The organism is Streptomyces sp. ISL-96, from assembly GCF_018614035.1.
In the GTDB taxonomy this organism is placed as follows: Bacteria; Actinomycetota; Actinomycetes; order Streptomycetales; family Streptomycetaceae; genus Streptomyces.
Map to the genome: position 1 here is coordinate 68486 of NZ_JAGGPA010000038.1, position 24785 is coordinate 93270.

At 70.1% G+C, this 24785-nt stretch carries 29 protein-coding genes; 9 read left to right on the forward strand and 20 right to left on the reverse strand.

What is annotated here, in order from left to right:
- Nucleotides 1–138: 138 nt before the first annotated feature.
- The 4 genes from hpt to dacB all read right to left on the reverse strand — a co-directional run bounded on the left by hpt (nt 139) and on the right by dacB (nt 4525).
- The gene (hpt, locus tag J7E96_RS23715) at nt 139–678 is read right to left on the reverse strand and encodes a hypoxanthine phosphoribosyltransferase (RefSeq protein WP_215133727.1); all 540 of its coding nucleotides are present in this window, start codon (nt 676–678) and stop codon (nt 139–141) included.
- Nucleotides 679–722: 44 nt separating this feature from the next.
- Nucleotides 723–1748 (reverse strand): tRNA lysidine(34) synthetase TilS, encoded by a 1026-nt coding sequence (gene tilS / locus J7E96_RS23720; RefSeq protein ID WP_215133689.1) that lies wholly within the window; start codon nt 1746–1748, stop codon nt 723–725.
- Nucleotides 1749–1923: 175 nt separating this feature from the next.
- Complete coding sequence (locus J7E96_RS23725; RefSeq protein ID WP_215133690.1) at nt 1924–3054, reverse strand: zinc-dependent metalloprotease; 1131 nt, start codon at nt 3052–3054, stop codon at nt 1924–1926.
- A 76-nt stretch (nt 3055–3130) separates the two neighbouring features.
- On the reverse strand, nt 3131–4525 hold the full coding sequence (gene dacB, locus J7E96_RS23730; RefSeq protein WP_374196714.1) for a D-alanyl-D-alanine carboxypeptidase/D-alanyl-D-alanine-endopeptidase: 1395 nt from the start codon (nt 4523–4525) through the stop codon (nt 3131–3133).
- 205 nt (nt 4526–4730) lie between these two features.
- Between dacB and J7E96_RS23735 the strand changes: the two genes are divergently transcribed.
- Complete coding sequence (locus J7E96_RS23735) at nt 4731–5225, forward strand: inorganic diphosphatase (RefSeq protein WP_069930540.1); 495 nt, start codon at nt 4731–4733, stop codon at nt 5223–5225.
- A gap of 130 nt (nt 5226–5355) precedes the next feature.
- Nucleotides 5356–7098, forward strand: a complete 1743-nt coding sequence (locus J7E96_RS23740; protein WP_215133692.1) for a threonine/serine exporter family protein — start codon at nt 5356–5358, stop codon at nt 7096–7098.
- Between the two features lie 15 nt (nt 7099–7113).
- Here J7E96_RS23740 and J7E96_RS23745 read toward each other — a convergent pair whose 3' ends face one another.
- Entirely contained in the window at nt 7114–7812 is a 699-nt protein-coding gene (locus tag J7E96_RS23745) for a DedA family protein (RefSeq protein WP_215133693.1), read from the reverse strand.
- Nucleotides 7813–7958: 146 nt separating this feature from the next.
- Between J7E96_RS23745 and J7E96_RS23750 the strand changes: the two genes are divergently transcribed.
- Entirely contained in the window at nt 7959–8324 is a 366-nt protein-coding gene (locus J7E96_RS23750) for a YbjQ family protein (RefSeq protein ID WP_215133694.1), read from the forward strand.
- Nucleotides 8325–8390: 66 nt separating this feature from the next.
- Here the strand turns inward: J7E96_RS23750 and J7E96_RS23755 are convergent, their stop codons facing one another.
- The 8 genes from J7E96_RS23755 to J7E96_RS23790 all read right to left on the reverse strand — a co-directional run bounded on the left by J7E96_RS23755 (nt 8391) and on the right by J7E96_RS23790 (nt 16063).
- Entirely contained in the window at nt 8391–9149 is a 759-nt protein-coding gene (locus J7E96_RS23755; protein WP_215133695.1) for a MerR family transcriptional regulator, read from the reverse strand.
- Nucleotides 9150–9240: 91 nt separating this feature from the next.
- Nucleotides 9241–10425 carry an exo-alpha-sialidase gene (locus tag J7E96_RS23760; RefSeq protein ID WP_251070319.1) on the reverse strand — a complete coding sequence of 395 codons (1185 nt, stop codon included), beginning with the start codon at nt 10423–10425 and terminating at the stop codon, nt 9241–9243.
- A 109-nt stretch (nt 10426–10534) separates the two neighbouring features.
- On the reverse strand, nt 10535–11332 hold the full coding sequence (locus J7E96_RS23765; protein WP_215133696.1) for an ABC transporter permease: 798 nt from the start codon (nt 11330–11332) through the stop codon (nt 10535–10537).
- A complete protein-coding gene (locus J7E96_RS23770; RefSeq protein ID WP_251070320.1) occupies nt 11329–12273 on the reverse strand; it encodes an ATP-binding cassette domain-containing protein in 945 nt (314 codons plus the stop codon). The genes J7E96_RS23765 and J7E96_RS23770 overlap by 4 nt, the downstream gene beginning before the upstream one ends.
- A 78-nt stretch (nt 12274–12351) precedes the next feature.
- Nucleotides 12352–12969: a PadR family transcriptional regulator gene (locus tag J7E96_RS23775; protein WP_215133697.1), complete on the reverse strand. Its 618-nt coding sequence runs from the start codon at nt 12967–12969 to the stop codon at nt 12352–12354.
- 72 nt (nt 12970–13041) lie between these two features.
- Nucleotides 13042–13590: a DinB family protein gene (locus tag J7E96_RS23780; RefSeq protein ID WP_215133698.1), complete on the reverse strand. Its 549-nt coding sequence runs from the start codon at nt 13588–13590 to the stop codon at nt 13042–13044.
- An 88-nt stretch (nt 13591–13678) separates the two neighbouring features.
- The gene (locus J7E96_RS23785; protein WP_215133699.1) at nt 13679–15136 is read right to left on the reverse strand and encodes an aldehyde dehydrogenase family protein; all 1458 of its coding nucleotides are present in this window, start codon (nt 15134–15136) and stop codon (nt 13679–13681) included.
- Between the two features lie 63 nt (nt 15137–15199).
- A complete protein-coding gene (locus J7E96_RS23790) occupies nt 15200–16063 on the reverse strand; it encodes a helix-turn-helix transcriptional regulator (RefSeq protein WP_215133700.1) in 864 nt (287 codons plus the stop codon).
- 342 nt (nt 16064–16405) lie between these two features.
- Here J7E96_RS23790 and J7E96_RS23795 point away from each other — a divergent pair, with 342 nt between their 5' ends.
- Nucleotides 16406–16915, forward strand: a complete 510-nt coding sequence (locus J7E96_RS23795; RefSeq protein ID WP_215133701.1) for an ATP-binding protein — start codon at nt 16406–16408, stop codon at nt 16913–16915.
- 36 nt (nt 16916–16951) lie between these two features.
- On the opposite strand, the gene J7E96_RS23800 is transcribed toward J7E96_RS23795, so the two are convergent.
- The 5 genes from J7E96_RS23800 to rpmG all read right to left on the reverse strand — a co-directional run bounded on the left by J7E96_RS23800 (nt 16952) and on the right by rpmG (nt 19180).
- On the reverse strand, nt 16952–17194 hold the full coding sequence (locus tag J7E96_RS23800) for a DUF397 domain-containing protein (protein ID WP_069927667.1): 243 nt from the start codon (nt 17192–17194) through the stop codon (nt 16952–16954).
- 118 nt (nt 17195–17312) lie between these two features.
- Nucleotides 17313–17567: a 30S ribosomal protein S18 gene (gene rpsR, locus J7E96_RS23805; protein ID WP_215133702.1), complete on the reverse strand. Its 255-nt coding sequence runs from the start codon at nt 17565–17567 to the stop codon at nt 17313–17315.
- Nucleotides 17567–18715 carry a GTP-binding protein gene (locus J7E96_RS23810; RefSeq protein ID WP_215133703.1) on the reverse strand — a complete coding sequence of 383 codons (1149 nt, stop codon included), beginning with the start codon at nt 18713–18715 and terminating at the stop codon, nt 17567–17569. The genes rpsR and J7E96_RS23810 overlap by 1 nt, the downstream gene beginning before the upstream one ends.
- A complete protein-coding gene (locus J7E96_RS23815; protein WP_215133704.1) occupies nt 18715–18960 on the reverse strand; it encodes a type B 50S ribosomal protein L31 in 246 nt (81 codons plus the stop codon). Before J7E96_RS23815 ends, J7E96_RS23810 begins: the two co-directional genes overlap by 1 nt.
- 55 nt (nt 18961–19015) lie before the next feature.
- Nucleotides 19016–19180, reverse strand: a complete 165-nt coding sequence (gene rpmG / locus J7E96_RS23820; RefSeq protein ID WP_069927669.1) for a 50S ribosomal protein L33 — start codon at nt 19178–19180, stop codon at nt 19016–19018.
- Between the two features lie 50 nt (nt 19181–19230).
- Between rpmG and rpmB the strand changes: the two genes are divergently transcribed.
- From rpmB to J7E96_RS23835, 3 genes are read left to right on the forward strand one after another with little or no spacing between them, the layout of a single operon-like run.
- Nucleotides 19231–19467, forward strand: a complete 237-nt coding sequence (gene rpmB, locus J7E96_RS23825; RefSeq protein WP_214973879.1) for a 50S ribosomal protein L28 — start codon at nt 19231–19233, stop codon at nt 19465–19467.
- On the forward strand, nt 19467–19772 hold the full coding sequence (gene rpsN, locus J7E96_RS23830) for a 30S ribosomal protein S14 (RefSeq protein WP_215133705.1): 306 nt from the start codon (nt 19467–19469) through the stop codon (nt 19770–19772). The genes rpmB and rpsN overlap by 1 nt, the downstream gene beginning before the upstream one ends.
- A 38-nt stretch (nt 19773–19810) precedes the next feature.
- Nucleotides 19811–20302, forward strand: a complete 492-nt coding sequence (locus J7E96_RS23835) for a hypothetical protein (protein ID WP_215133706.1) — start codon at nt 19811–19813, stop codon at nt 20300–20302.
- Between the two features lie 66 nt (nt 20303–20368).
- Here J7E96_RS23835 and J7E96_RS23840 read toward each other — a convergent pair whose 3' ends face one another.
- Together J7E96_RS23840 and J7E96_RS23845 are read right to left on the reverse strand one after the other, a co-directional pair.
- Nucleotides 20369–21550: a DUF2786 domain-containing protein gene (locus tag J7E96_RS23840; protein WP_215133707.1), complete on the reverse strand. Its 1182-nt coding sequence runs from the start codon at nt 21548–21550 to the stop codon at nt 20369–20371.
- Complete coding sequence (locus J7E96_RS23845; RefSeq protein WP_215133708.1) at nt 21550–21963, reverse strand: helix-turn-helix domain-containing protein; 414 nt, start codon at nt 21961–21963, stop codon at nt 21550–21552. Before J7E96_RS23845 ends, J7E96_RS23840 begins: the two co-directional genes overlap by 1 nt.
- 87 nt (nt 21964–22050) lie before the next feature.
- Between J7E96_RS23845 and J7E96_RS23850 the strand changes: the two genes are divergently transcribed.
- Nucleotides 22051–22881 (forward strand): NAD(P)H-binding protein, encoded by an 831-nt coding sequence (locus J7E96_RS23850; protein WP_215133709.1) that lies wholly within the window; start codon nt 22051–22053, stop codon nt 22879–22881.
- Nucleotides 22882–23072: 191 nt separating this feature from the next.
- Nucleotides 23073–24764 (forward strand): bifunctional 3'-5' exonuclease/DNA polymerase, encoded by a 1692-nt coding sequence (locus J7E96_RS23855; RefSeq protein WP_215133710.1) that lies wholly within the window; start codon nt 23073–23075, stop codon nt 24762–24764.
- Nucleotides 24765–24785 lie beyond the last annotated feature (21 nt).

The following is a 24785-nucleotide window of genomic DNA, read 5'->3' on the forward strand; positions in this document are numbered from 1 at the left end:
TGCCCGTAGGTAAATGCTGCTGTTTAAAAAGACTGTTCTTCGGACGGTACCCCAGCATTGTCACCCGCGGCTGCCGGGGACGGCTGACGAACCTGCCTTCCCATGCTCCAACGCCGGGGCACGGGCGGAGGTTCCCGCTCAGCCGCCGTAGACGTGGGGGGCGAGAGTACCGACGAAAGGCAGGTTCCGGTACTTCTCGGCGTAATCCAGGCCGTAGCCCACGACAAACTCGTTGGGGATGTCGAAGCCGACCCACTTCACGTCGAGCGTGACCTTCGCCGCCTCGGGCTTGCGCAGCAGCGTGCAGACGTTCAGGGACGCGGGCTCACGCGATCCGAGGTTCGACAGCAGCCAGGAGAGCGTCAGACCCGAGTCGATGATGTCCTCGACGATCAGGACGTGCTTGCCCTTGATGTCGGTGTCGAGGTCCTTGAGGATGCGGACCACGCCGGAGGACTGGGTGCCCGCGCCGTACGACGAGACCGCCATCCAGTCCATCGTGACGGGGGTGGACAGCGCCCGTGCCAGGTCGGCCATCACCATGACGGCGCCCTTGAGGACACCCACGATGAGCAGGTCCTTGCCCGCGTACTCCGCATCGATCTTCGCGGCCAGCTCGGCCAGCTTCGCGTCGATTTCTTCCTTGGTGATGAGCACCGACTTGAGGTCGGTGCCCATGTCCTTCTCGTCCACCGGGGTCACTTTCGTAGTGCTTCAGCGCATCAGCCCTGCCGGATGACCAGTCTGCCACCCTGCCGCTGCGCCTCCACCCGGCCGGGGAGGTTGATGACCCCCTGCCCGCGCCAGCCGGTGATCAGCCGGTCGACCTCTTCGACGTGCCGCGCGAAGAGGGATCCGGCCGGTGAGCCGGCGGAGATGGCCGCCCGGCGCAGGACCCGGCGCCGTACGGCGGGGGGCAGGGCGTAGAGCTTGACGCACTCCAGCTGGCCCGATTCGTCCCGTACGGACGCGTCCGCCTCGGCGGCCCAGTCGTCCAGGGCGTCGGCATCGTCGCGGGAGAGCTGCGCGGTCCTGGCGAGGGCCTCGACGACTCCTTTGCCGAGCGCCTTCTCCAGCGCCGGCAGGCCGTCGTGGCGCAGCCGGGAGCGGGTGTAGGCGGGGTCGGTGTTGTGCGGGTCGTCCCAGACGGGCAGCGACTGCACCATGCAGGCCTTGCGCGCGGTCTGCCGGTCGAGCTGGAGGAAGGGCCTGCGGTAGCGCCCCGCGCCGGTCACGGCCGCCATGCCGGACAGCGAGCGGATGCCGGAGCCGCGGGCGAGGCCGAGGAGGACCGTCTCCGCCTGGTCGTCGCGGGTGTGGCCGAGCAGGACGGCGGCGGCGCCGTGGCGCTCGGCGGCGGCGTCCAGCGCGGCGTAGCGGGCGTCGCGGGCGGCCGCTTCGGGGCCGCCGCCGCGGCCGACGGTCACCGCTACGGCCTCGACGGGGTCCAGGCGCAGCGCGGCGAGGCGGTTGACGACCTCGGTGGCCCGCGTATCGGAGCCTTCCTGGAGGCCGTGGTCGACCGTGACGCCACCGGCCCGGATGCCGAGCTTGGGCGCCTCGAAGGCGAGGGCGGAGGCGAGCGCCATGGAGTCGGCGCCGCCGGAGCACGCCACCAGCACGAGCGGCGGGGGCGGCGGCTCGTGCAGGGGCGTGAGGTTGTCGGGGAGCGTGATGTCGTTGAGTACGTCGTGGAGTACGCGGCGGACCGCCAGGCGTATCGCTGCGACCGCAGGATGGGGACCCATGTCCGGTGCCCTTCGGTGAAGTTGTGGGTGCTTCGGGAGGAGAAGCCAGTCACTCAGAGTGCGTCGATGGTGACAGAGCCGGGCCATTCCCCGAGCATCGCACGCCTACCCAGCGCTCACGGTCCCTCGGATGGGTGATTAGGGGGGCGTTCTCCTGCCGTCGGCCGCAGCCGGATTATGCCTCTGGCTTACGGTGCACCCGCGCGACCCAGTCCGCCGGTTTGGCGATCTCCGCCTTCGTGGGGAGCGTGTTCGGGGAGGTCCAGACCCGGTTGAAGCCGCCCATTCCAACCTCCTCCACCACAGCCCGTACAAAACGCTCACCGTCACGGTACTGCCGGAGCTTGGCGTCCAGGCCGAGCAGCTTGCGCAGGGCCAGGTCCAGGCGGCTGGCGCCGCGGGCCCGGCGCTGCTGGAACTTCTCGCGGATCTCGGCGACGGACGGCACCACGTCGGGCCCCACGCCGTCCATCACGAAGTCGGCGTGGCCTTCGAGCAGTGACATGACGGCGGTCAGGCGGCCGAGGATTTCGCGCTGGGCGGGGGTCTGGACGATCTCGACGAGGCTGCGGCCGCCGTCCTCGCCCGCCTCGCCCTCGGGGCGGCCGCCGGCCAGTGACTGGGCCGCTTCGCGCAGGCGCTCCAGGACCGTCATCGGGTCGACGTCGGTCTCGGCGAGGAACGACTGGATTTCGCCCTCCAGGTGGTCGCGCAGCCAGGGCACGGCCGTGAACTGGGTGCGGTGGGTCTCCTCGTGCAGGCAGACCCAGAGCCGGAAGTCGTGCGGGTGGACTTCGAGCTCCCGCTCGACGTGCACGACGTTCGGAGCGACGAGCAGCAGGCGGCCGCCGCCGGTGCCGGACAGGAGCTCGCGGGAGGGCGGGGCGAACGTCTCGTACTGCCCGAGGACGCGGGAGGCGAGGAAGGACAGCAGCATGCCGACCTCCACGCCGGTCACCTTGCCGCCGACCGCGCCGAGCACGGCGCCGCCGGGCCCGCTGCCCCTGCGTTCCTGCATCTTGTCCAGGAGCGGCCGCAGGACCTCCCTGAATCCGGCGACGTTCGCCCTGATCCAGCCGGCCCGGTCGACGACGAGGACCGGGGTGTCCTGGGGCGTGTGTCCTTCGGGCATCATCCGCGTGAAGCCGCGGACGTGTTCCTCGGAGGCCTTGGCGTGCCGACGGAGCTCGGCGACGACGGCTCGCGCCTCGTCCCGGGTCACGTCGGGGCCTGGCCTCACCAGTCGGGTCGCGGTCGCCACCGCGAGGTTCCAGTCGACCATCTCCGCACCACCGATGCTCGTCATGCGTCAACCGTACGTTGTCGACCCGGCCCGCGGAGAGGTGTTGTGCTCCACCTGTACCCCTGAGGTTCCTCGGGGTTCACGTGTGTCCGGGCCGCCCCGCGGACGGCTCGCAGCCGCAGTTGGCGATCGTGGAGGCCAGCCGGTCCAGGGCCGACTGGGCCGCGTCGGGGCCTGTGGTGCCGGAGGTGAGGAAGGCGAAGGACAGGAGCCGGCCGTCCGCGTCGACGACGGTTCCGGCCAGTGTGTTCACGCCGGTCAGGGTGCCGGTCTTGGCGCGGACCATGCCCGTACCCGGTGAGTCGTCGGTGTACCGGCTCTTCAGGGTGCCGCTGAATCCGGCCACTGGCAGGCCGGTGAGGACTGGGCGCAGTTCGGGGCGGGCGGGGTCGGCGGCGCGGGCGAGGAGGCCGGCCAGCAGGGCGGCGGACATGCGGTTGTCGCGGTCCAGGCCGCTGCCGTCGGAGAAACGGGCGCCGGAGAGCGGCAGTTGGAGCTTCTTCAGCCGGGACCCGACGGCCTTGCCCGCGCCTTCGAAACTGGCCGGTTCGTCCGAGGCGAGCGCCGTCTGGCGGGCCAGGGCCTCCGCGAGGTCGTTGTCGCTGTGGGTGAGGGTGCGCTCGACGAGGGCGGACAGGGGCGCGGAGAGGGCCCTGGCCACCGGCTCCGCGTCGTCCGGGCCCTTGCCGGCCACGGGGTCGCCCTTCTCCTTGATGCCGCGCTCGCGCAGCAGCTGGGCGAAGGCACGGGCGGCGTCGCGCGCGGGGTCGGCGCTGCGCAGGGCGGGGCCGCTGCGGGAGTTGTCGAGCCGGCCCTCCTCGATCATCAGGGGGGTGACGGGGCTGATGTTCGCGTTGGGGCTGATCGGGTGGAGCTCTGGTCCCGAGTAGAGCGAGACGTCGTACGCGAGCTGCGTCTCGCCGACGCCCCGGTCGCGCAGCGCCCGCGCGGTGTCGTCGGCCAGGGAGGCCAGTGCGTCCCGGTCCAGCGTCGGATCGCCGCCGCCGACGAGCACGGTCTTCCTGCCGTCGGGGGACGCGGTGACGGTGGTGGCGATGCGGTGGTCGGGGCCGAGGGCATGGAGCGCGGCGACCGATGTCGCGATCTTGATGGTGGACGCCGGAATCATCGCCTGCGCGTCACCCTTCCCGTACACCTGCGTGCCGGTCGCGGTGTCGATCACCGACGCGGTATGCAGTGTGCCGAGCGCGGGGTCGCGCAGCAGCGGATCCAGGGCGTCCGCGAGGCCGCTCTCGGGGGGCGGCGGTACGGGGGCGCCGAGCACGGTGAGCACACCTGCCGCACTGGGGGCGGGCGCCGGTACGTCGCGCGACGGGTCCCCGTGATGTGCGCCACTACGGTCTTGAGAGGCGGCCCACGCCCGCTCGGCCTTACGCTGACCGGAGTCCCAGGGGCCTGCCGCGGCCACCGCCCCGGCAGAGAGGGCGAGACCGGCCACAGCTGTGATCGTCACGAGCTGCCACGTTTTGCGCTCCGGCACCTCGGACCAGCCCCTTTCGCGATCACACACCTGCGTGAGGGACACTTAATCACTGCGTGTTGCCGGGAGCATGACGCCCCGGCTCGTCCGGCCTACCGAACCGGCCGGCGGTCCGGGGTCAGCCCCCGGAGGGACGCAGCGCCATCCGGAGTTTGTGCTGATCATGGAGGAACCACCCGTGGAGTTCGACGTCACCATCGAGATTCCGAAGGGTTCGCGGAACAAGTACGAGGTGGACCACGAGACCGGCCGGATCCGCCTGGACCGTCGACTCTTCACTTCCACGAGCTACCCGGCGGACTACGGCTTCGTCGAGAACACCCTCGGCGAGGACGGCGACCCGCTGGACGCGCTCGTACTGCTCGACGAGCCCACCTTCCCCGGCTGTGTCATCAAGTGCCGCGCGATCGGCATGTTCCGGATGACCGACGAGGCCGGCGGCGACGACAAGCTGCTGTGCGTCCCGGCGTCGGACCCGCGGGTTGAGCACCTGCGCGACATCCACCACGTGTCGGAGTTCGACCGCCTGGAGATCCAGCACTTCTTCGAGGTCTACAAGGACCTGGAGCCCGGCAAGTCCGTAGAGGGCGCCGACTGGGTCGGCCGCACCGAGGCCGAGGCCGAGGTCGAGGCCTCGTACAAGCGCCTCCAGGCGCAGGGCGGCAGCCACTGACGAGCCCCTTGGCTCAGCTGACATCACGGCGGGCGGTGCACCCCCATTGGGGGTGCACCGCCCGCCGTGTGTTGAGCGGCGCGCGAGGGGAAGGTGTCCGTCCGCATACTGGGTGTGTCTGGCCTTGGCCATGGCTTGGCGTACGGACGTACTGAATCAAGGAATCGAAGCGAGGCAAGTAGTGGCGGAGCCGAAGCGCGGCGGCAGCGGAGCCGAGAGTGAGGGCCCCGAGGACCGCAAGCCGCAGTCGGACGAGGCGCGCAGCGCCTTCACTCCGCCGGCCGGGGTGGAGCAGCCGGAGCCGGCCGACGAGGACAGTCCGACCTCAGAGTTCGCGCTTCCGCGGGGCACGACCACCGGGGAGCACCCCATTCCGCCGGAGACCTCGGCCTTCGACACCCCGAGCACCTACAGCGCCCGGAGCGCGCCGCCCGCGTTCACCCCTGCCTACGGGGTGCCCATGGTCCGGCTGACCAAGGAGGCGCCCTGGCAGGACCGGATGCGTACGCTGCTGCGCATGCCGGTGGGCGACCGGCCGGTGCCGGAGCCGGTGCAGCGCCACGACGAGGCCGGGCCCGCCGTACCGCGCGTGCTCGACCTGACGCTGCGTATCGGCGAGCTGCTGCTCGCGGGCGGTGAGGGCGCCGAGGACGTCGAGGCGGCGATGTTCGGCGTGAGCCGGGCGTACGGGCTCGACCGCTGCGAGCCGAACGTCACCTTCACCCTGCTGTCGATCTCGTACCAGCCCTCGCTGGTCGAGGACCCGGTGACGGCGAGCAGGACCGTACGCCGCCGCGGCACCGACTACACGCGGCTGGCGGCGGTCTACCACCTCATCGACGACATCACGTCGCCGGACACCGACGTCACGCTGGAGGAGGCGTACCGCACGCTCGCGGAGATGCGCCGCAACCGTCACCCGTACCCCGGCTGGGCGCTGACGTCGGCCAGCGGGCTGCTGGCCGGTGCGGCTTCCGTGCTCGTCGGCGGTGGGCCCGTGGTGTTCCTGGCGGCCGCGATCGGAGCGATGCTCGGCGACCGGCTGGCGTGGCTGTGCGCGGGGCGCGGGCTGCCGGAGTTCTACCAGTTCGTGGTGGCGGCGATGCCGCCCGCCGCGATAGGGGTGGCGCTCACGCTGGCACCGACTTCGGCGATGTGGGACGTCCGGCCCTCCGCCGTGATCACCGGTGGGCTGTTCGCGCTGCTGCCGGGGCGGGCGCTGGTCGCGGGCGTACAGGACGGTCTGACCGGCTACTACATCACCGCGTCGGCGCGCCTGCTCGAAGTCATGTACTTCTTCATCGCGATCGTCATCGGCGTGCTGACCGTGCTCTATCTCGGGGTGCAGCTGGACGCCGAGCTGCACGCGGCGACGTCGCTGGAGACCGTCGAACGGCCGGTGACGCAGATCCTGGCGTCGATGCTGCTCTGTTTCGCCTTCGCGATCCTGCTCCAGCAGCAACGCAACACCGTGCTGATCGTGACCCTGAACGGCGGGGTCGCCTGGCTGATCTACGGCGCGATGCATGACGTCGGAGAGATCTCTCAGGTGGCTTCGACAGCGGTCGCGGCCGGCCTTGTGGGTCTCTTCGGGCAGCTGTTCTCGCGCTACCAGTACGCCTCGGCGCTGCCGTACGTCACGGCCGCGATCGGTCCGCTGCTGCCGGGCTCGGCGACGTACTTCGGACTGCTGGGCATCGCGCAGAACGACCTGAACAAGGGGCTCGCGTCCCTGTCGAGCGCGGCGGCCCTGTCGCTGGCCATCGCCATCGGGGTGAATCTGGGGGGCGAGATCTCGCGGCTGTTCCTGAAGATGCCGGGGGCGGGCCGTGGGGCGAGCCGCCGCGCGGCCAAGCGGACGCGCGGCTTCTAACTCGTCTGCTCGGCGTCAGCGCTTGGCGTGGCGGCCGCGCGAGGCCGGGGGCATGCCGTCGGCCTCGCCGCCGCCCTCGGCGGCCGCTGCCTTCTTGTTCTTGCCGCGGGCGCGCAGGTACTCGATGACGATCGGGAGCACCGAGACCAGCACGATCAGAATCAGGATCGCTTCGATGTTCTTGTGTACGAAATCGACCTTGCCGAGCGAGGCGCCGAGCAGCGTGACGCCCGCGCCCCAGAGCACACCGCCGATGATGTTGAACGTGATGAACGAGCGGTAGTTCATCCTGCTGACGCCGGCGATGATCGGCGTGAAGGTGCGCACGATCGGCACGAAGCGGGCCAGGACCAGCGACTTCGGGCCGTACTTCTCAAAGAAGTCGTGAGCCTTCTCGACGTTCTCCTGCTTGAAGAGCCGGGAGTCCGGGCGCGTGAAGAGGGCGGGTCCGACCTTGCGGCCGAAGAGATAGCCGACCTGGTCGCCGATGATCGCCGCGAGGACGACCAACGTGCAGACCAGCCACAGCGGGGTGTCGAGGGCGCCCGTGGTCACCAGCAGGCCGGTGGTGAACAGCAGCGAGTCGCCCGGCAGGAAGAAGCCGATGAGCAGGCCGGACTCGGCGAAGACGATGACCAACAGGCCGATCAGGCCGAACTGCTCCAGCAGATAATTCGGCTCCAGCCAGCTCGGTCCGAGCGCAAGCGTATTCACGGGTACCGGGCTCCAGGGTGGGATCGTCTGCGGGTTTGCTGCCCAAAGCTATCAACGCCGACGGGGGCCCACTGGTTCCAGTAGGCCCCAAGGGGATGCGCCGGGGACGCACTGGGGCAAAGCTTTGCGGCAGGAGGTGGATGCGGATGAGCATCGAGGATTACGGCGGTGGACAGGGCACCCAGTCCGACGTACTGGTGGTCACTACGAACGACGCGCCCGGATACCGGGTCGATCGCGTCATCGGAGAGGTGTTCGGTCTCACAGTCCGCTCACGGCACTTGGGCAGCCAGATCGGCGCCGGGCTGAAGTCGATGATCGGCGGGGAACTCAAAGGCCTCACCAAAACGCTGGTGGAGACGCGCAATCAGGCGATGGAACGGCTCGTCGAACAGGCCAAAGCGCGTGGTGCCAACGGCGTGCTGATGATGCGTTTCGATGTGACCGAAGCGGCCGATGTGGGCACTGAGGTGTGCGCTTACGGCACGGCGGTCGTCCTCTCCAAGGAGTGAACGAAGGTCCCGTCCGGCTCCGGGGCGCCGCCGGGGCCGGGCGGGCTGTTCGCTACTGCCGCGCGGCTACGCGTGGCGGGCGGCGTTGGCCAGGATCGCCTCGCGCAGGTAGGCGGCCAGGCCGGGCTTCGCCGCGTCGATGGACGTCGTGAAGCGCTCGTCGGTGACGTACATCTCAGCGAGGCAGACGTGCATGTCGTAGCCGCAGTCGTAGTGATTGCGGCTGATCAGAGCGCGGTGCTCCTCGGCCAGGTCCATGGCCCGGACGGAGTCGGGCGCGGCGCCGGCCTCGATGGCGGCGACCAGGCGGGCGGTGTTCTCGTCACCCTCCGCCTTGATCCGCAGCCAGTCCTCCTTGGTGTACGACGCGGTCCTGCGCTGCGACTCCTTGTACGCCTCACTGGCGCCCCAGCGCTGCTCGGCCTCCTCGGCGTACTGCTCGGGGTCGTGGTCGCCGAAGACCTCGAACTTCTCTTCCGGGGTGAGATTGATGCCCATCTTCCGTGCCTCCATGGCGGTTTCGACGGCGGCGGCCATCGCCTGAAGTTTCGCGATCCGGCCGGACAGCAGTTCGTGCTGGCGCCGCAGGTGCTCCTGCGGGTCCACGGCCGGGTCGTCGAGGAGCGCCGCCACCTCTTCGAGCGGGAAGCCGAGCTCCCGGTAGAACAGGATCTGCTGCAGCCGGTCAAGGTCGGCGTCGTCATAACGCCGGTGGCCCGCGTGGCTGCGGCCGCCCGGGGAGAGCAGTCCGATCTCGTCGTAGTGGTGCAGGGTGCGCACCGTCACTCCGGCGAATCCGGCGACCTGTCCCACGGAATAGCTCATCGCTTCCGCTCCTTCTGCTTCCTTTTCTTGGTACGCACTCAGCCTGAGCCCTCACGCCACGTGAGGTGCAAGCCTTGTTTCTGGTGTGTGGTCAGGTCTCGCAGGTGCCTATCGTGAACTGCGTCCAGCGCTCGCCGTCTGCCGTTATCCGGTACTCGCAGGCTCCGGCCGTCACCAAGCGGCCCAGTGGGACCGTCGACGCGTGACCCAGGCCGGGGCCGCGGCCCGTCTGGGTGAAGGTGCGGCCGCCGTCCGGGCTGGTGAAGGTGCCGCTCTCGGCGTGGAGGAGCAGGGTGTCGCCCTTCCCGGGAACCAGCACGCCCATCAGCGTGCGCGGCTCGCGGTCCGGGCCCGTCGTCCAGGTCCGCTCCCAGGTGCGGCCGCCGTCCCTGCTGCGGTGAATCGCCCGTACCGGATTCTTCACAGGCTCGCCGGCCGGCAGTTCTCCCGTCTCCGCCGCGTAAACGACTCCGTCGCCCACCGAGACCCGCACCGCCCAACCGGGCTTCTTCACCGGGCCGTCCAGCACGCTCGCTGTCCAGGTCCGGCCCGCGTCACGGGACACGGCGACCGCCGGCTCCCCCGTCGACGGGTCCTCCCCTGAGACCCACCACGAGCCGTCCGGCTCGGCGTACGTCGCCGGGTGCAGAAGCCCGGACAGCGGTGGACTCGTGCTCAGTCGCCGAAGCCTTCCGTCGTCGGGGGACATCACCATGAGGCGGTCCTTCGGGCACTCCAGCCCGTCGGGGGCCGTCGGAGGCCCGCAGAGCGTCGAGAGCGCGGCTCCCGTCGGGATCGACCGCGCCTCCCCGGCGCGCTTCACGTCACGCGCCTGCCAGGTCCGCCCGCCGTCCGCCGTGAACCAGTTGCGGTGCCGGTCCTCTCCCATCCAGTCCTGCATCCATGCGCGGCCGGGGCCGAGCACCCTCAAGTCCGCCGAGATGCCGTCCGTGCCCGACTTTTCGGTCAGTGGTGCCTTGCGAAGCCGCCACTGCGCCGCCCCCTTGTCCAGGACCGCCACATACTGGCGGCAGAACCCGTTCTCGGGCCGCTCCACGTCCTCCACGCACTGCGCGAGCAGCGCGAAGCCGCTGCCGTCGGCTGCCAAGCCCACCATGTGCGCCCAGCCGGGCAGTTCCCGTCCTGACGGCACCATCGGCGCCCGCGACGCCTCTTTCGGTTGCGGATCAGGCGTTTTCGAACATCCCGGCAGCATCGCCAGCGCGATGAGCACGGCGGCGATCAGCACCCCGACTGTCCTGAACGGCTTGCGCATCGCACTCCCCCGGTCTCGCGGTCTGCGGTGTCGCCGTGGACCGCTTCTCCTTCTGGTACACCGCAGACCGCGCCCGGGTTCCACTTCTCAAGACGTCAGTTCGTGAGTTTCAATGGCTCAGTTTCGCGAACCGCCTTACCGCCAGCGGAAAGAACACCGCCACCAGCACCACCGGCCACACCACCGCCAACAGCCCCGCGTGTTCCGCGGGCCAGGAGTTGCCGGCCGCCGCGGGGTTGCCGAAGAGGTCGCGTACCGCCGTGGCCGTCGCCGACAGCGGGTTCCATTCGACGACGGCTCCGAGCCAGCCCGGCATCGAGTCCGGAGTCGCGAAGGCGTTCGAGAGGAAGCCCACCGGCCAGACCAGGATCTGCACCGCCTGCACCATCTCCGGCTTGCCCGCGACCATCGCCAGCTGGATGCCGATCCACAGCATCGCGAAGCGCAGCAGCAGCAACAGCCCGATCGCGCCCAGGAATCCGAGCACCCCGCCGTGCCAGCGCCAGCCGATCGCGTAGCCCACGGCGACCAGGACCGCCAGCCCGGCCGCCGACTGGAGCATGTCCGCGACCGCCCGCCCCACCAGCACCGCCCCCGAGGTCATCGGCATCGAGCGGAACCGGTCGATGACCCCCTTGTTGAGGTCCTGGGTGACCGCGAGCATCGTCGCCTCCAGCCCGAAGGCCATGGTCAGCGCCAGCATGCCGGGCACCAGGAAGTCGACGTAATCACCCGACACCCCCTTGCCGCCACCGACCAGGAAGCCGAACATCAGCAGCAGCATCACCGGGAAGACCAGGCCGACGACCACCTGCACCGGCTGCCGCGCCCAATGGGCGAGTTCGCGCCGCGTCATCGTCCAGGAATCGGTGACCGCCCACCCCGCAGCCGCGCCCGCGCCGCTCATGCCGCGACCTCCTTGGTGAGGTGCAGGAACGCCTCGTCGAGCGTCGGCCTGCGCAGCGCGATGTCCTCCGCCTCGATCCCCGCCGTCTCCAGCGCCCGTACGATCCCGGTCAGCGCCGCCATCCGGTCCGCCACCGGCGCGCTGATCCGCCGCCGGTCCACGTCCGTCTGCGCGTCCGGGCCCATCAGCGAGGCCGCCGCGCCCAGTTGCCCTGCGTCGTGCAGCACCACGTCGATCCTGTCTCCGCCGACCTTGCCCTTCAGCTCGTCCGGCGTGCCCTCGGCGACGGCCCTGCCCCGGTCGACCACCGTGATCCGGTCGGCCAGCTGGTCGGCCTCCTCCAGATACTGCGTCGTGAGCAGTACGGTCGTACCTCCCCCGACCAGCGACCGCACCGCACCCCACACCTCCGCGCGCCCGCGCGGGTCGAGCCCGGTCGTCGGCTCGTCCAGGAACAGCACCTGCGGATCGGTGATGAGCGAGGCGGCCAGGTCCAGCCGCCGCCGCATGCCTCCGCTGTACTTGCCGACCGGCTTCCGGCCCACGTCCGCGAGCCCGAACCGCTGAAGCAGCTCGTCGGCCCGTACGCCCGCCCGCCGCGCCCCCAGGTGGTACAGCCGGCCGAACATCTCCAGGTTCTGCCGCCCGCCCAGCTCCTCGTCCACCGCCGCGTGCTGCCCGAGCAGCCCGATCCGCGCCCGCACCTCGCGGGCCCGCGACCGTACGTCGTACCCGGCCACCTCGACCCGTCCCGCGTCGTGCCGCAGCAGCGTGGCCATGATCCGGACGATCGTGGTCTTGCCCGCACCGTTCGGCCCGAACACGCCGTGCACCGTGCCGCGCCCCACCACCAGGTCCAGCCCGTCCAGGGCCCGCTTCTCCCCGTACCGCTTCTGCGCTCCTTCGACGACGATCGCCGCGTCCACGTCAGCCAATGCCATCCATCCCCTCCAGCCACGTAGTCAAATTTGACTACGTGGCCAAAGGTTAAACCCGCCCTCGCCATTCGTCAAACTTGATTAGCTGGCGTACGGATTCTCCTGGCCCTCCGCCAGCACCCCCACGAAGGGCTCACCGCCCTCACCCGCGAAGGTGTACGCCCCGCCTTCGATCCGGGAGATGAGGCCGCGCGTCCACTCGGCCCCGGCGTCCGCCGAGTGGACCCACATGTTCATGATTTCGCCGATGTGACCGACCGACTCCGGCCCGTCCTCCGGCGTGTAGTACTCGGTGACGGCCGACCGCCACCCCTCCAGCCCCCGCACCCGCTCCTTGAGCAGCTCGACCGCCTCGGCCCGCTCCAGGTCGACGATGAAGCCGATCCCCGCCGACAGCACGTCCATCTTCTGGTCGTACGTCGTCAAGGCCTCGCGGAGCAGCCCGAAGTACTCCTCGGTGCCCTTCTCCGTGACCTCGTACTCGGTCCTGGGCGGGCCGCCGGCCGTGCTCGGCGCGATCTCGTGGGCGTGCAGCAGTCCCTGCTTGGCCATCTGCTTCAGCGCGTGATAGATCGAGCCGGGCTTGGCGTTGGACCACTCGTGGGCGCCCCAGTACTCCAGGTCGTTGCGTACCTGGTAGCCGTGCGCGCGCCCGTGCTGACGGACGGCGCCTAGGACCAGCAGCCTGATCGCTGACATCGCCGCACCCTCGCCCTTTCACCTTCTACTCAACTTTGATCAGAGAGTAACGGGTGCGGCAAGGAGGAAAGGTCAGCCCCAGGTCTCGCCGCGCTCCAGCGCCACCAGCTCGAACGCCGTCTTGCCGTCCAGGCTCTCGCGGATGATGTCGGCATGGCCGGAGTGCCGGGACATCTCGGTGATCAGCCGGAGCAGCAGCCACCGCATGGAGACCCGCTCCGAGTCGGGGAACCACGGCTCGTTGGGCAGCGGGAAGGTGTCGTCCAGGCTCGGCACCGACCGGATGAACTCCTCGGTCTGCCGCGCGACCTTCTCCCAGTACGCCAGCCGGCTCTCGACCGTCTCGTCACCGACCAGCCGGAAGCTCTCGCGCCAGGTCTCCTCGGACCGCTGCACATCCGGTGCGACCTGCTTCGCCCGCGACAGCCAGCCCTGCTCCACCTCGGACACGTGCTTGAGGAGCCCGGACAGCGTCAGCTCGCTCGCGCTCGGCCTCGTCGCGGCCTGCTCGTCCGTCAGCCCGAGCAGCGCCCGGCGGATGCCACCGCGCTCGGCGTCCAGGAAGGCCAGAAGCGCGCCACGCTCGTCGCCGTGGGCCTCTGCGTTCACGTGTACGACCATGATTGTCTGCCTCTTGTCGTCTCGTCGTCGAACTGACAAGAGCTACGCTACGAAGCCTTGCGGACAGGTACCGTCCGCAACTCACCCCTCAGAACGGGAACTTCGTCCGCCCGTGCTGCACGGAGATCCACTTCTGCGTGGTGAACGCCTCCACCGCCGACTCCCCGTTCAGCCGCCCGATCCCCGACGACTTCTCCCCGCCGAAGGCCACCTGCGGTTCGTCCTGGACCGTCGAGTCGTTGATGTGGATCATCCCGGTCTCGACGCGCTTCGCGAAGCGCACGCCCCGCTCCAGGTTCCCCGTGTGCACCGCCCCGCTCAGCCCGTACTCGCTGTTGTTGGCGATCCGTACGGCCGCCTCCTCGCCGTCGAACGGGATCAACAGGACCACCGGACCGAAAATCTCCTGCGTCAGGATCGGCGAGTCGGCCGGCAGCCCGCTCAGTACGGTCGGCTCGACCAGATTGCCGCGCGTAGCCCCTCGTACGAGCGCCGTCGCCCCCTCGGCGAGCGCCTGCTCCACCAGCCCCGTCAGCGCCTCCGCCTGGAAGGTGTTGATGACCGGGCCGATGTGGGTCCTGGCGTCGGCCGGGTCGCCGGTCACCAGGGACCGTACCTTCGCGACGAACTTCTCCGTGAACTCCGCCTCGACCGAGCGGTCCACCAGGATGCGGTTGGCGGCCATGCAGACCTGCCCCTGGTACACGAAGCGGCTGAAGACCGCGGCGTCCACCGCGTAGTCGATGTCCGCGTCGTCCAGGACGACCAGCGCGCTGTTGCCGCTCAGTTCGAGCACCGCGCGCTTGAAGTGGCTCGCGGCGACGGCGGCCACGTGCCGCCCCACCTTGTCGGAGCCCGCGAAGGAGATCACCTTCGGCACCCGGTGCTCTATCAGCGCGTCACCGATCTCCGCGATGTCCGTGATCAGCACATTCAGCAGCCCGGCGGGCAGCCCCGCGTCCTCGAAGATCTTGGCTATCAGACCGCCGCCGACGACAGGTGTGTTCTGGTTCGGCTTGATCACGACCGCGTTGCCCAGCGCCAGCGCCGGGGCGACCGACTTGAGCGCCACCAGGAAGGGGAAGTTGAACGGGCTGATGACACCGACGACACCGACCGGCAGCCGGTAGACGCGGTTCTCCTTGCCCTCCACGGGCGAGGGCATGATGCTTCCCTCGGGCCGCAGCGCGCTCTGCATCGCCTCGCGCAGGAACTCCTTGGCGAGATGGACCTCGTACGCCGCCTTCAGCCGCGTACCGCCGAGCTCGTCGATGATCGCCTCGATGATCTCGTCCTCGCGGTCCTGCGTGATCCGCAGGGCGCGCTCCAGGACGTCCCGCCTCTTGTACGCACTCGACGCGGCCCAGGCCGGCTGCGCGCGCTCCGCCGCCAGGTAGGCCTCGTCGACCTCGTCCACCGAGGCCACCGTGATCGCGGCGAGCTTCTCCCCGTTGTACGGGTTGAAGTCGATGATGTCCCACGCGCCGCTGCCGGTCCGCCACTCGCCGTCGATGTACTGATGGGCCAGGTCGGTGAAGAAGGACATGCGATCCCTTACTGCAGGGTGAGCAGGTGCGGACTCCTGATGAAACCTCATCCTACTGGCCGGTTACGTGAGTTGGAGGAGACCGCGCAGCACGTCCCGGGATTCCGCCGCGCTCGGGCTGTCCTTCTGGAGCCGCTCCATCACCCGCCGGTACTGGGCGACTTCCTCGCGCTTGTCCAGGTAGAGCGCGCTGGTGAGCTGCTCCAGGTAGACGAGGTCCGAGAGATCCGACTCGGGGAACTGCAGCATCGTGAACGCGCCGCTCTCGCCCGCGTGACCGCCGAAGCTGAACGGCATGACCTGAAGCGTGATGTTCGGCTGCTCCGACACCTCTATGAGGTGCTGCAACTGCCCCCGCATCACGGCCCGGTCACCGTACGGACGGCGCAGCGCCGCCTCGTCGAGTACGGCGTGGAAGTGCGGCGCGCGCTCGGACACGAGCACCTTCTGACGCTCCAGGCGCAGCGCGACCCTGCGGTCGATCTCCGCCGCGCTCGCCTGCGGCATGCCGCGGGAGACGACGGCGTGCGCGTAGCTCTCGGTCTGCAACAGCCCGTGAACGAACTGGACTTCGTAAATCCGGATGAGGGAGGCGGCACCTTCGAGTCCGATGTACGTCTGGAACCAGCCAGGCAGCACATCGCCGTAACTGTGCCACCAGCCCGCCACGTTGGCCTCACGCGCCAGGCTCAGCAGCGACTCGCGCTCCGTGCCGTCCGTGACGCCGTAGAGCGTGAGCAGGTCCTCGACGTCCCTGGCCTTGAAGCTCACCCGTCCCAACTCCATGCGGCTGATCTTCGATTCGGATGCTCGGATCGAGTAGCCGGCCGCCTCGCGGGTGACCCCGCGCGACTCACGCAGCCGCCTGAGCTGGGATCCCAGCAGGATGCGCCGCACCACAGAGCCGCTCGACTCGCCTGCGGTCACCTCTCCAGCCCTCCCCAGTCCGACAGTTCAGTAGCGGAGCGCCGTCCCCCAGGTCTCCGAGAGGCGCAGTCTGCCATTAAAACGCTTCACCCCGTACTCATCCGATTACGGAAATGGCAAGAGCTGTACAAGTCACCAAAAGAGGTGCCGGGAAGAAATGACCAGGAACCGGCACGGGGTCGGACAGGTCCGGCGCGTGCACGTGCATCTGCCCTTGCATCTGCCGTACGCATTCGGAACCATGGTCCGCGCGCACCTGCATGCTCTTTCGTGCTGACGCCGTACTACCGCCGCATCGCTACCGCTGTATCGCAACGACCGCGAATCCCGGGAGTGCCTCGCATGGGGACGAATGGATCGACCGTGCTCGAGCCGTTCGAGCCATTAAGGCAGGGGCTTCCCCCCCTCGACCCCGCAGCGGTCTCCAGCTCTGCCTCCTGCGCACTGCCCCCCAGGTACGAAGCGGTGCGCGGGGCCCGCCAGTTCACCAAGTCCACGCTGACGCAGTGGGAGCTCGGCGAGTGCTTCGACGACGTGGCCCTGGTCGTCTCCGAGCTCGTCACCAACGCGCTGCGGCACGCACTGCCGGCCGACGCCCCGCGCACGAGCGAGCAGGACCCTCCCGTACGGCTGCATCTGATGCGCTGGACCTCGCGTCTGGTGTGCGCCGTGCGCGACCCCAGCCACGAGAGCCCGGTGACGCGTGAGCCGGACAACTTCTCCGCCGAGTCCGGGCGTGGCTTGTTTCTGGTGGATTCATTCAGCGACAGCTGGGGATGGCACCCGCTCGCCGGGACGCTGAGCGGCAAGGTCGTGTGGGCGCTGTTCCGCCTCGGGAGCGAACAGCAGTAACGGAGAGTAGGCGGGTGGCGGACCGGTTGATTCCGGTCAGCCGCCTGCTGTCAGGTGGTCGAACTCGCCGTCCTTGATGCCGAGCAGCATCGCCTCGATCTCGGCAGGTGTGTAGACGAGAGCGGGCCCCTCCGGGTGCCGTGAATTGCGGACTGCCACATTCCCGCCCGGCAATTTGGCAAACTCCACACAGGACCCCTGTGAGTTGCTGTGCCTGCTCTTCTGCCAGACCACCCCGTGAAGCTCTGTGGCCGCCATGCCGTTGTACGCGTGGTGCACAGGTCGCTCCCGGAAAAGTGCAGATGTCAACTGCCCCGGATCATAGCTTTGTTCACTTGCGGATGCATGGGCAGATGCACGTGCACGCCGGGTGCTCCCCTGATTACAGAACTCCGGATCAGCGCGAGGAGTACGGCAGCAGGGCCATCTCCCTGGCGTTCTTGATGGCCCGGGTCAGTTGCCGCTGCTGCTGGGCCGAGACCCTTGTCACACGACGGCTCCGGATCTTTCCGCGATCCGAAATGAATTTCCGCAGCAGGTCGGTGTCCTTGTAGTCAATGTACGTAATCTTCGCCTCGTCCAGCGGATTGGGCCGGGACTTGAGGGGCTTACGAGGATCTTTACCTCGGGACGGGCGGGGCAGGCGGGACATCAGGCCTCCAGAAGGGAATCAAAAACGGGCGGCAGGAGCTTCCACGCATCACGCCCCGCCGCGTATTCGGCATCGGTCAACAAGCAGGATTCGAGGAGCTCTTCGAGCCCGCCGCGGTCGAGTCCCGGTGAAGTGAAGACCAGGTGCTGGCAGCAGTCCCCGTGCTCGGGGTGCCAGTCGAGCGCGGCCGCGGCCCGGCGTACGGGCGGGACCATTTCCCACGCGGCGTCCGGCAGCGATGCCAGCCACGGCCCCGCACTCTCCACACACAGCGCGCCGCCCGCCGCGTCCCACGCCATCAGCGTGTCCGGCCGGTCCGCGAGCCAGAAACGGCCCCGGCTGCGGGCGGCCGCACAGGTCAGGTCCTCCAGCGCCGCGTACAGCCGCTCCGGATGGAAGGGGCGGTTTCGGTGCCACACCAGCGTGCCGACGCCCTTGTCGTCCGCGTCCTGCGGAAGCAGCGCGCACGCCGGGTGCTGGCGGGCCGCCGCGGCCTCTGTGTCGAAGCCGGCGAAGGCCGCCTCGGCCAGCTCGCCGGAGGCCGCCCGGACCCGGCGGGCCGTCGGATGCAGCTGCGCGAGGAGCGCGTCGTCCTGCTCGTCCGCCTCCTCGCTGTCCACCACGGCGAGGACCGGGGCGTACTCCAGCTGCCGCGCCCAGGTGTCCGCGACTGTGCGCTGGTCGGTCGCGGCCGCCGCCAGTCCGGCCTCGGCCAGATCGTCGCCGCAGCCGAGGTAGGGCAGGAGCAGCGCGGGGTCGACGGCCGTCATGACGGCGGTCAGGTCGAGTACGTCGCCGCCGTGCGCGACGACGACCTCGGCCATCGCCTTGGGCTCGACCGAGTCCCACAGCTCGACGACCGCGAGCCGGGTGAGGCCGCTGTCGGCCAGCCGCTCCAGCTCCGGCACCAGGTCTTCCCGCAGGGCGCAGCACGCGCAGTCGTTGACGAGCGGCGCGTCGCCCGACGAGCTCTCGCCGAGGGTGTCGCGGACGGTGCGGCGCACCGTTCCCTCTGCCGCGGTCGAGAGGTCGTGATGCAGGGCAACGCTGCCGGGGACCCGGCGCAGCAGCTGCTCCACGACCTCCTTGCGGGCGTCGGAGTGCAGGCCACCGACAATGACGACCGGCAGCTTCGCCTTCTGGCTCACTACTTCGCTCCGTAGCGGCGTTCGAAGCGCTCCACGCGGCCCGCCGTGTCCAGTACACGCGCCGTGCCCGTGTAGAAGGGGTGGCTCTGCGAGGAGATCTCCACGTCGACGACGGGGTACGTACGGCCGTCCTCCCACTCCACCGTCTTGTCGCTGGTCATGGTGGAACGGGTGAGGAAGGCGAAGCCGCCGGCCTTGTCGCGGAAGACGACGGGGCCGTACGACGGGTGGATTCCGGGCTTCATGAAGTGATGCCCCTTTCTGGTTCTGATCAGTTGCCGGTCAGCGCGCAGTTGCCGGTCAGCGCTCTTCGCGGAAGTCGACGTGCCGACGGGCGATCGGGTCGAACTTGCGGAGCGTCATGCGGTCGGGGTCGTTGCGGCGGTTCTTGCGGGTCACGTACGTGTAGCCGGTCCCCGCCGTGGACCTGAGCTTGATGATCGGGCGGACTTCGTTGCGTGCCATGTGGTTAGTATATGGAAATGGTTCCCATTTTCAAAGAGGAGTGATTGACCTTGTCCGCCCACTGCCAGCTGACCGGCGCCCAGCCGGGATTCGGCAACAACATCTCCCACTCGCACCGGCGCACCTCGCGCCGCTTCGACCCGAACATCCAGCGCAAGCGCTACTGGCTGGCCAGTGAGGGGCGCCATGTGCGGCTCGTGCTCAGCGCCAGGGCGATCAAGACCGTCGACCTGATCGGCGTCGAGGCGGCCGTGGCCCGCATCCGCGCGCGGGGAGTGAAGGTCTGATGGCGAAGAAGAGCAAGATCGCCCGCAATGAGCGGCGCAAGGTCGTCGTCGAGCGGTACGCCGAGCGGCGGGCGGAGCTGAAGGAAATCCTCCGCAAGCCCGGAACGGGCGAGAGTGAGCGAGCGGCCGCGCTGGCGGAGTTGCGCCGTCAGCCGCGCGACGCGAGTGCGACGCGCGTACGAAACCGGGACAGTGTGGACGGCCGGCCCCGCGGCCACCTGCGGAAGTTCGGGCTGTCCAGGGTGCGGATGCGGGAACAGGCGCATGCCGGTTTCCTCCCCGGCGTACGCAAGTCCTCCTGGTAGCTTGGCGCGTTCCGACCTACCGAAACTGGGAGTCCGGCGTGCGTGAGCTTGTACGTACCACCGTCTCGGCGGCGGCCGTCGCGGCAGCCCTCGTACTGACCGGCTGCAGCGGCGACAGCGGCGGCAGCACGGGCGGCGACAAGGGCAAGGACAAGGGCGGCAGCGGCACCGGGCAGAGCAGCGCTCCGCCCGCCGGGGGCCAGGGGGCGTCGGCGGACGTCTCCGGGTCCTGGGTCGCGACGACCGACGGCAAGATCGTCATGCTGGTCGTCCAGGGTTCCGACGCGGCTGTGGCGGGCGAGCACGTCTGCTCCGGCACGGTCGCCAAGGACGCCAAGGTGACGCTGAACCTCAAGTGCCCCGACGGCAGCACCGACCGTACGACCGGGGTTGTCACGCGGGGCGCCGGCGGCGACACGATCACCGTGAAATGGGGCAGCGGGATCGTGGACTCCTACAAGAAGTCCGCCGCCGGCGACAAGCTGCCGGAGGGCCTTCCCACGGACCTGCCCAAGCTGCCGGGCTCCTGACTGACGTTTCGGGCATCACGGGCCGCGGTTTCCTCACGGAACCGCGGCCCTTCGTCGTCCAGGGAGTCAGCGGGTCACGCCGGGGCGGCGCGGCATCGTTGCCCGGTCCGCGGCGGCCGTGCCGTGTTCCCAGCCCGCGTGGTCGTTGACGCCCCGTACCCGCGTCGACGTCGTCTGCGGGAACATCCGCTCCGCGCGGTCCTCCACCGCCACGTCCCGCGCCGCCAGCACCGGCAGCAGCGAGCCGCCCGCCTCCTCGGTGACGTGTTCCGTCGCCTCGGACAGGCGGTGGCCGACCCGGCTGGCGTACGCCGTCAGGAACGCCTGGCGGAAGGCCTTCGTACGCTTGCGGCCGGCCGCCCGCTGGGCCGCCTCCGCGCGGGTCATCGCCGCTGTGCCCTGCACGAGGAGCGAGGTGTAGAGCAGCTCGACGGATTCCAGGTCGGGTTCGAAGCCGACGACCGTGGAGAACCCGAGGCCGCTGTTCCACACCGCGCGGCAGCGGTTCGCGGAGGCGGCGGCGTCGAGCAGGATCGCCTTGGCCGTCTCGTACGGTGCGTCGACACCGATCCGGCACGCGACCGGCACGTCACCGGTGTGCCCCTGGGCGGCGAGCAGCGCGGCGTCGATGCTGTGGCGCGCCATCAGCTCCTGCGCCTTGGTGGTGAGGGCTTCCGCCTCCTCCGGATAGTCGGTCGCCTCAGCCTTCGCCAGCAGCGCGCGGATGCGGGTGAGCATGCGCGGCTCGTCGGGGGTGGGTGAGTGCGGGCGTACGTGCACGGGCTCGCCCGGGGGCGGGCCCACCGGCTCGATCGCGGGCAGCCGGACGAGGAGGCGAAAGACTTCGAGGACTGCTGTGGCGAGCGAGAAGCGGTCCGCCCGCTCGCGGGCCGCGAGCGCGTCGGCGTAACGGTCGTCGCTGCCCCACCACACCCCCGCCGCCTCCAGGTCGCGCAGCTGCGCCTCCCAGCGGGGGGCCGTGCTGGCGTACCTGCGGTTCTCGGCGGCGATCAGGTCGGTGGTCAGGCGCACGTGGCGGTCGTCGAGGTCACGGCGGACGATGCGTACGACATCGGCGGGCTGCCAGCCGCGCTCCCAGGCGCGGCGTACGAACTCCTCGCCCCGGCGCAGCAGTTCGCGGCCCGCTCCGGCCCATGGGGCGGCGGCGATGAGGGAGGCGCCGAGGTCCAGGCCGGCGCTGTCGTCGGCGTACACCGCTGCCGCGACGGCCTTCTCGATCTGTTCCATCAGCGGATTCCCGAGTCCGGGTTGGCCGCGTCCCATGCGCTGCGGCAGTCGGCCATCGCCTCCCGGTGGTCCAGGGACCAGACGGACAGGGCCTTGAGCACGTGAGTGAAGGAGTGGCCCATCGGCGTCAGCTCGTACTCGACCTGCGGCGGAATCGTCGGGTGGACGGTCCGCGAGAGCAGGCCGTCACGCTCCAGGCGGCGGACGGTGAGGGTCAGCATGCGCTGCGAGATGCCCGGCAGGGCGCGCTGGAGCTGCCTGAACCGGCGGATTCCGGCAGCCAGTTCGACCACGACCAGGACCGACCACTTGTCGCCGAGCCGGTCGAGTACGTCGCGGATTCCGCAGTCCTCCTGCGATTCGCCGCAGCTGATCACGGGGTCGGTGGTTACTTCCGTGTGCCCCACTGACATCAATGTGCCTCCTTACGCGATCGCGCGCCGCCACCGACGATGGTCCCAGTTACCAAGAGGAACCACGAACGCGGGGAGAGTCATTCCATGTCGAAGATCCTGGTCACCGGTGCGTCCGGCGGTCTCGGGCAGCTCGTTTCACAGCGGCTGGCGGGCCGCGAGGACGTAGTTCTGGGTACGAGGAACCCCGCTCCCGGTGGCCGCCGTATCGACTTCGACGACCCCGCGTCCCTGGTCGAGGGCTTCGCCGGGATCGGGACGCTGCTGCTGATCTCCGCCGGGGAGGGGGAGGACGACGTCGTCATCGCGCGTCACGAGGCGGCGATCTCCGCTGCCGAGGACGCGGGCGTACGGCACATCGTCTATACGAGCCTGTCGTCCGACGGTGACCATCTTCCGTACGCGCTCGCGCACCGCTGGACCGAGCGGCGCCTGCGTGGGAGCAGCCGGCTCGACTGGACTGTGCTGCGCAATGGGCTGTACGCCGAGTTCCTGGCCTTCATCGCGGCGCCCGGCCCCGACGGGCGGATCACCGCACCGATGGGCACCGGCAGGCTCGCCGCCGTGGCACGGGAGGACCTGGCCGAGGTGGCGGCGCGGGTCGCGGTGTCGGCGGCGTCGCATGCGGGGCGTACGTACGAGCTGACCGGGGAACGGGCGCTGGGCGGCGCGGACTTGGCGGCGGCTCTGTCGGTGCCGTACGAGCCGGGGAGCCTGGCCGGGGCCAGGGCGGCGATCGCGGGGGCGGGCAATGCCGCCGCCTTCCAGGTGCCGATGCTGGTGGGGACGTACTCCGCGATCGCGGGCGGCTTCATGGACGGCAGCGAGGCCGAGGCGAGCGAGCTGGCGCGGCTGCTCGGGCGGGCGCCTCGGTCGGCGCTGGATGTGTATGTGAAGTCGGTGGGCGGGCCGGCGTAGGCGGGGCCAGCCATACTCAAACGCGGACGGGCTGGAGCCGGCCGCACGATCCAGCCCGTCCGGCGTTTGAGGACCGGGGTCTGGGGCAGCGCCCCGGTTCGGGAAGGGGCGGGTCGGGGAAAGCCCCCGCGGGGCCAGGGACAGGGCCAGGGCCACGCCCGTTGTCAGTGCCGGGTGCCAGACTCGCACCCATGAGCGATCGCTGGGCCGTCGCCGCGACAGACGGGGGTGGGGCGCTGCTCGTGCCGCTGGGGCGGGACGGGCGGCCGGCCGGTGACGTGCGCAAAGAGCCCGACCTCGCGACAGCGGTCGGCTCCCGCCCGAGCGTCGGCCGGTGGGTATGGCGGTCCACCGCCGAGATCTACCCGCGCCTGCTCGCCGCAGGCGTCCGCGTCGAGCGGTGCTACGACATCGAGGACGCCGAGTCACTGCTCCTCGGCCACGAAGGCCGGCACGGCGAGCCCCATTCGGCCGCCGCAGCCTCCGCACGGCTGCACAACCATCCCGTACCGCCCGATCCCCCGCAGCGCCCCGCCGAGCCCGGCTCGCAGTCCTCGCTCTTCGAGCCGCAGCCGGTCCCCGTGCCCTTCGAGGACCTGCTGGAGGTGTACGCCGATCAGCAGCACAGGCACGGCGCCGCCGAGCACCCCGACCGGATGCGGCTGCTGACCGCCGCCGAGTCGGCGGGAATGCTGGTGGCCGCCGAGATGAACGGCGCGGGGCTGCCGTGGCGGGCGGACGTGCACCGGGCGGTGCTGGACGAGCTGCTCGGCGAGCGGTACGCCGGCGGGGGCGAACCGCGCCGCATGGCGGAGCTGACGGACGAGATCTCGGCGGCGTTCGGCAGGCGTGTACGGCCCGAGCTGCCCGCCGATGTCATCAAGGCCTTCGCACAGGCCGGGATCAAGGTGAAGTCCACGCGGCGATGGGAACTGGAGGAGGTCGACCATCCGGCGGTGGAACCGCTGATCGCGTACAAAAAGCTGTACCGGATCTACACGGCGCACGGCTGGGGCTGGCTCCAGGACTGGGTGCGCGCGGGCCGGTTCAGACCGCAGTACCTGCCGGGCGGCACGATCACCGGCCGGTGGGTCACCAATGGCGGCGGCGCGCTCCAGATCCCGAAGGTGATCCGGCGCGCGGTGATCGCTGACGACGGCTGGCGGCTCGTGGTCGCCGACGCCGACCAGATGGAGCCGCGGGTGCTGGCCGCGATCTCGCGCGACCCGGGGCTGATGGACGTGGCGGGGCAGCCCGGCGATCTCTACAAGGCGGTGTCGGACCGGGCGTTCGCCGGCGACCGCGACATGGCGAAGCTGGCCGTGCTCGGCGCTGTGTACGGGCAGACCTCAGGGGACGGTCTGAAGAATCTGGCCGCGCTGCGAAGACGCTTCCCGCGTGCCGTCGCGTATGTGGACGACGCGGCGCGCGCGGGCGAGGAGAAACGGCTCGTACGGACATGGCTGGGCCGGACCTGTCCGCCGGCGGTGGGCTCCGGCGACGACGAGGAAGCAGGCATTCCGCAGGACGAGCCGGAACAGACCACGGCATGCGGCGAGTTCACGCCGGGGTACGCGTCGTCCAACGCCCGCGCGCGGGGCCGCTTCACCCGTAACTTCGTCGTGCAGGGAAGCGCCGCCGACTGGGCATTGCTGATGATGGCGGCGCTGCGGCAGAACCTGAAGGCCGCGGGGCTCCGGGCGGAGCTGGTGTTCTTCCAGCACGACGAAGTGATCGTGCACTGCCCCGCCGAAGAGGCGGAGACAGTCGCGGAGGCGATCCGCGCGGCCGGTGATCTGGCCGGGCGGATCGCCTTCGGGGAAACGCCGGTGCGCTTCCCCTTCACGACGGCGGTCGTGGAGTGCTACGCCGACGCGAAGTGAAGTGCCGTACGGCGATGACTA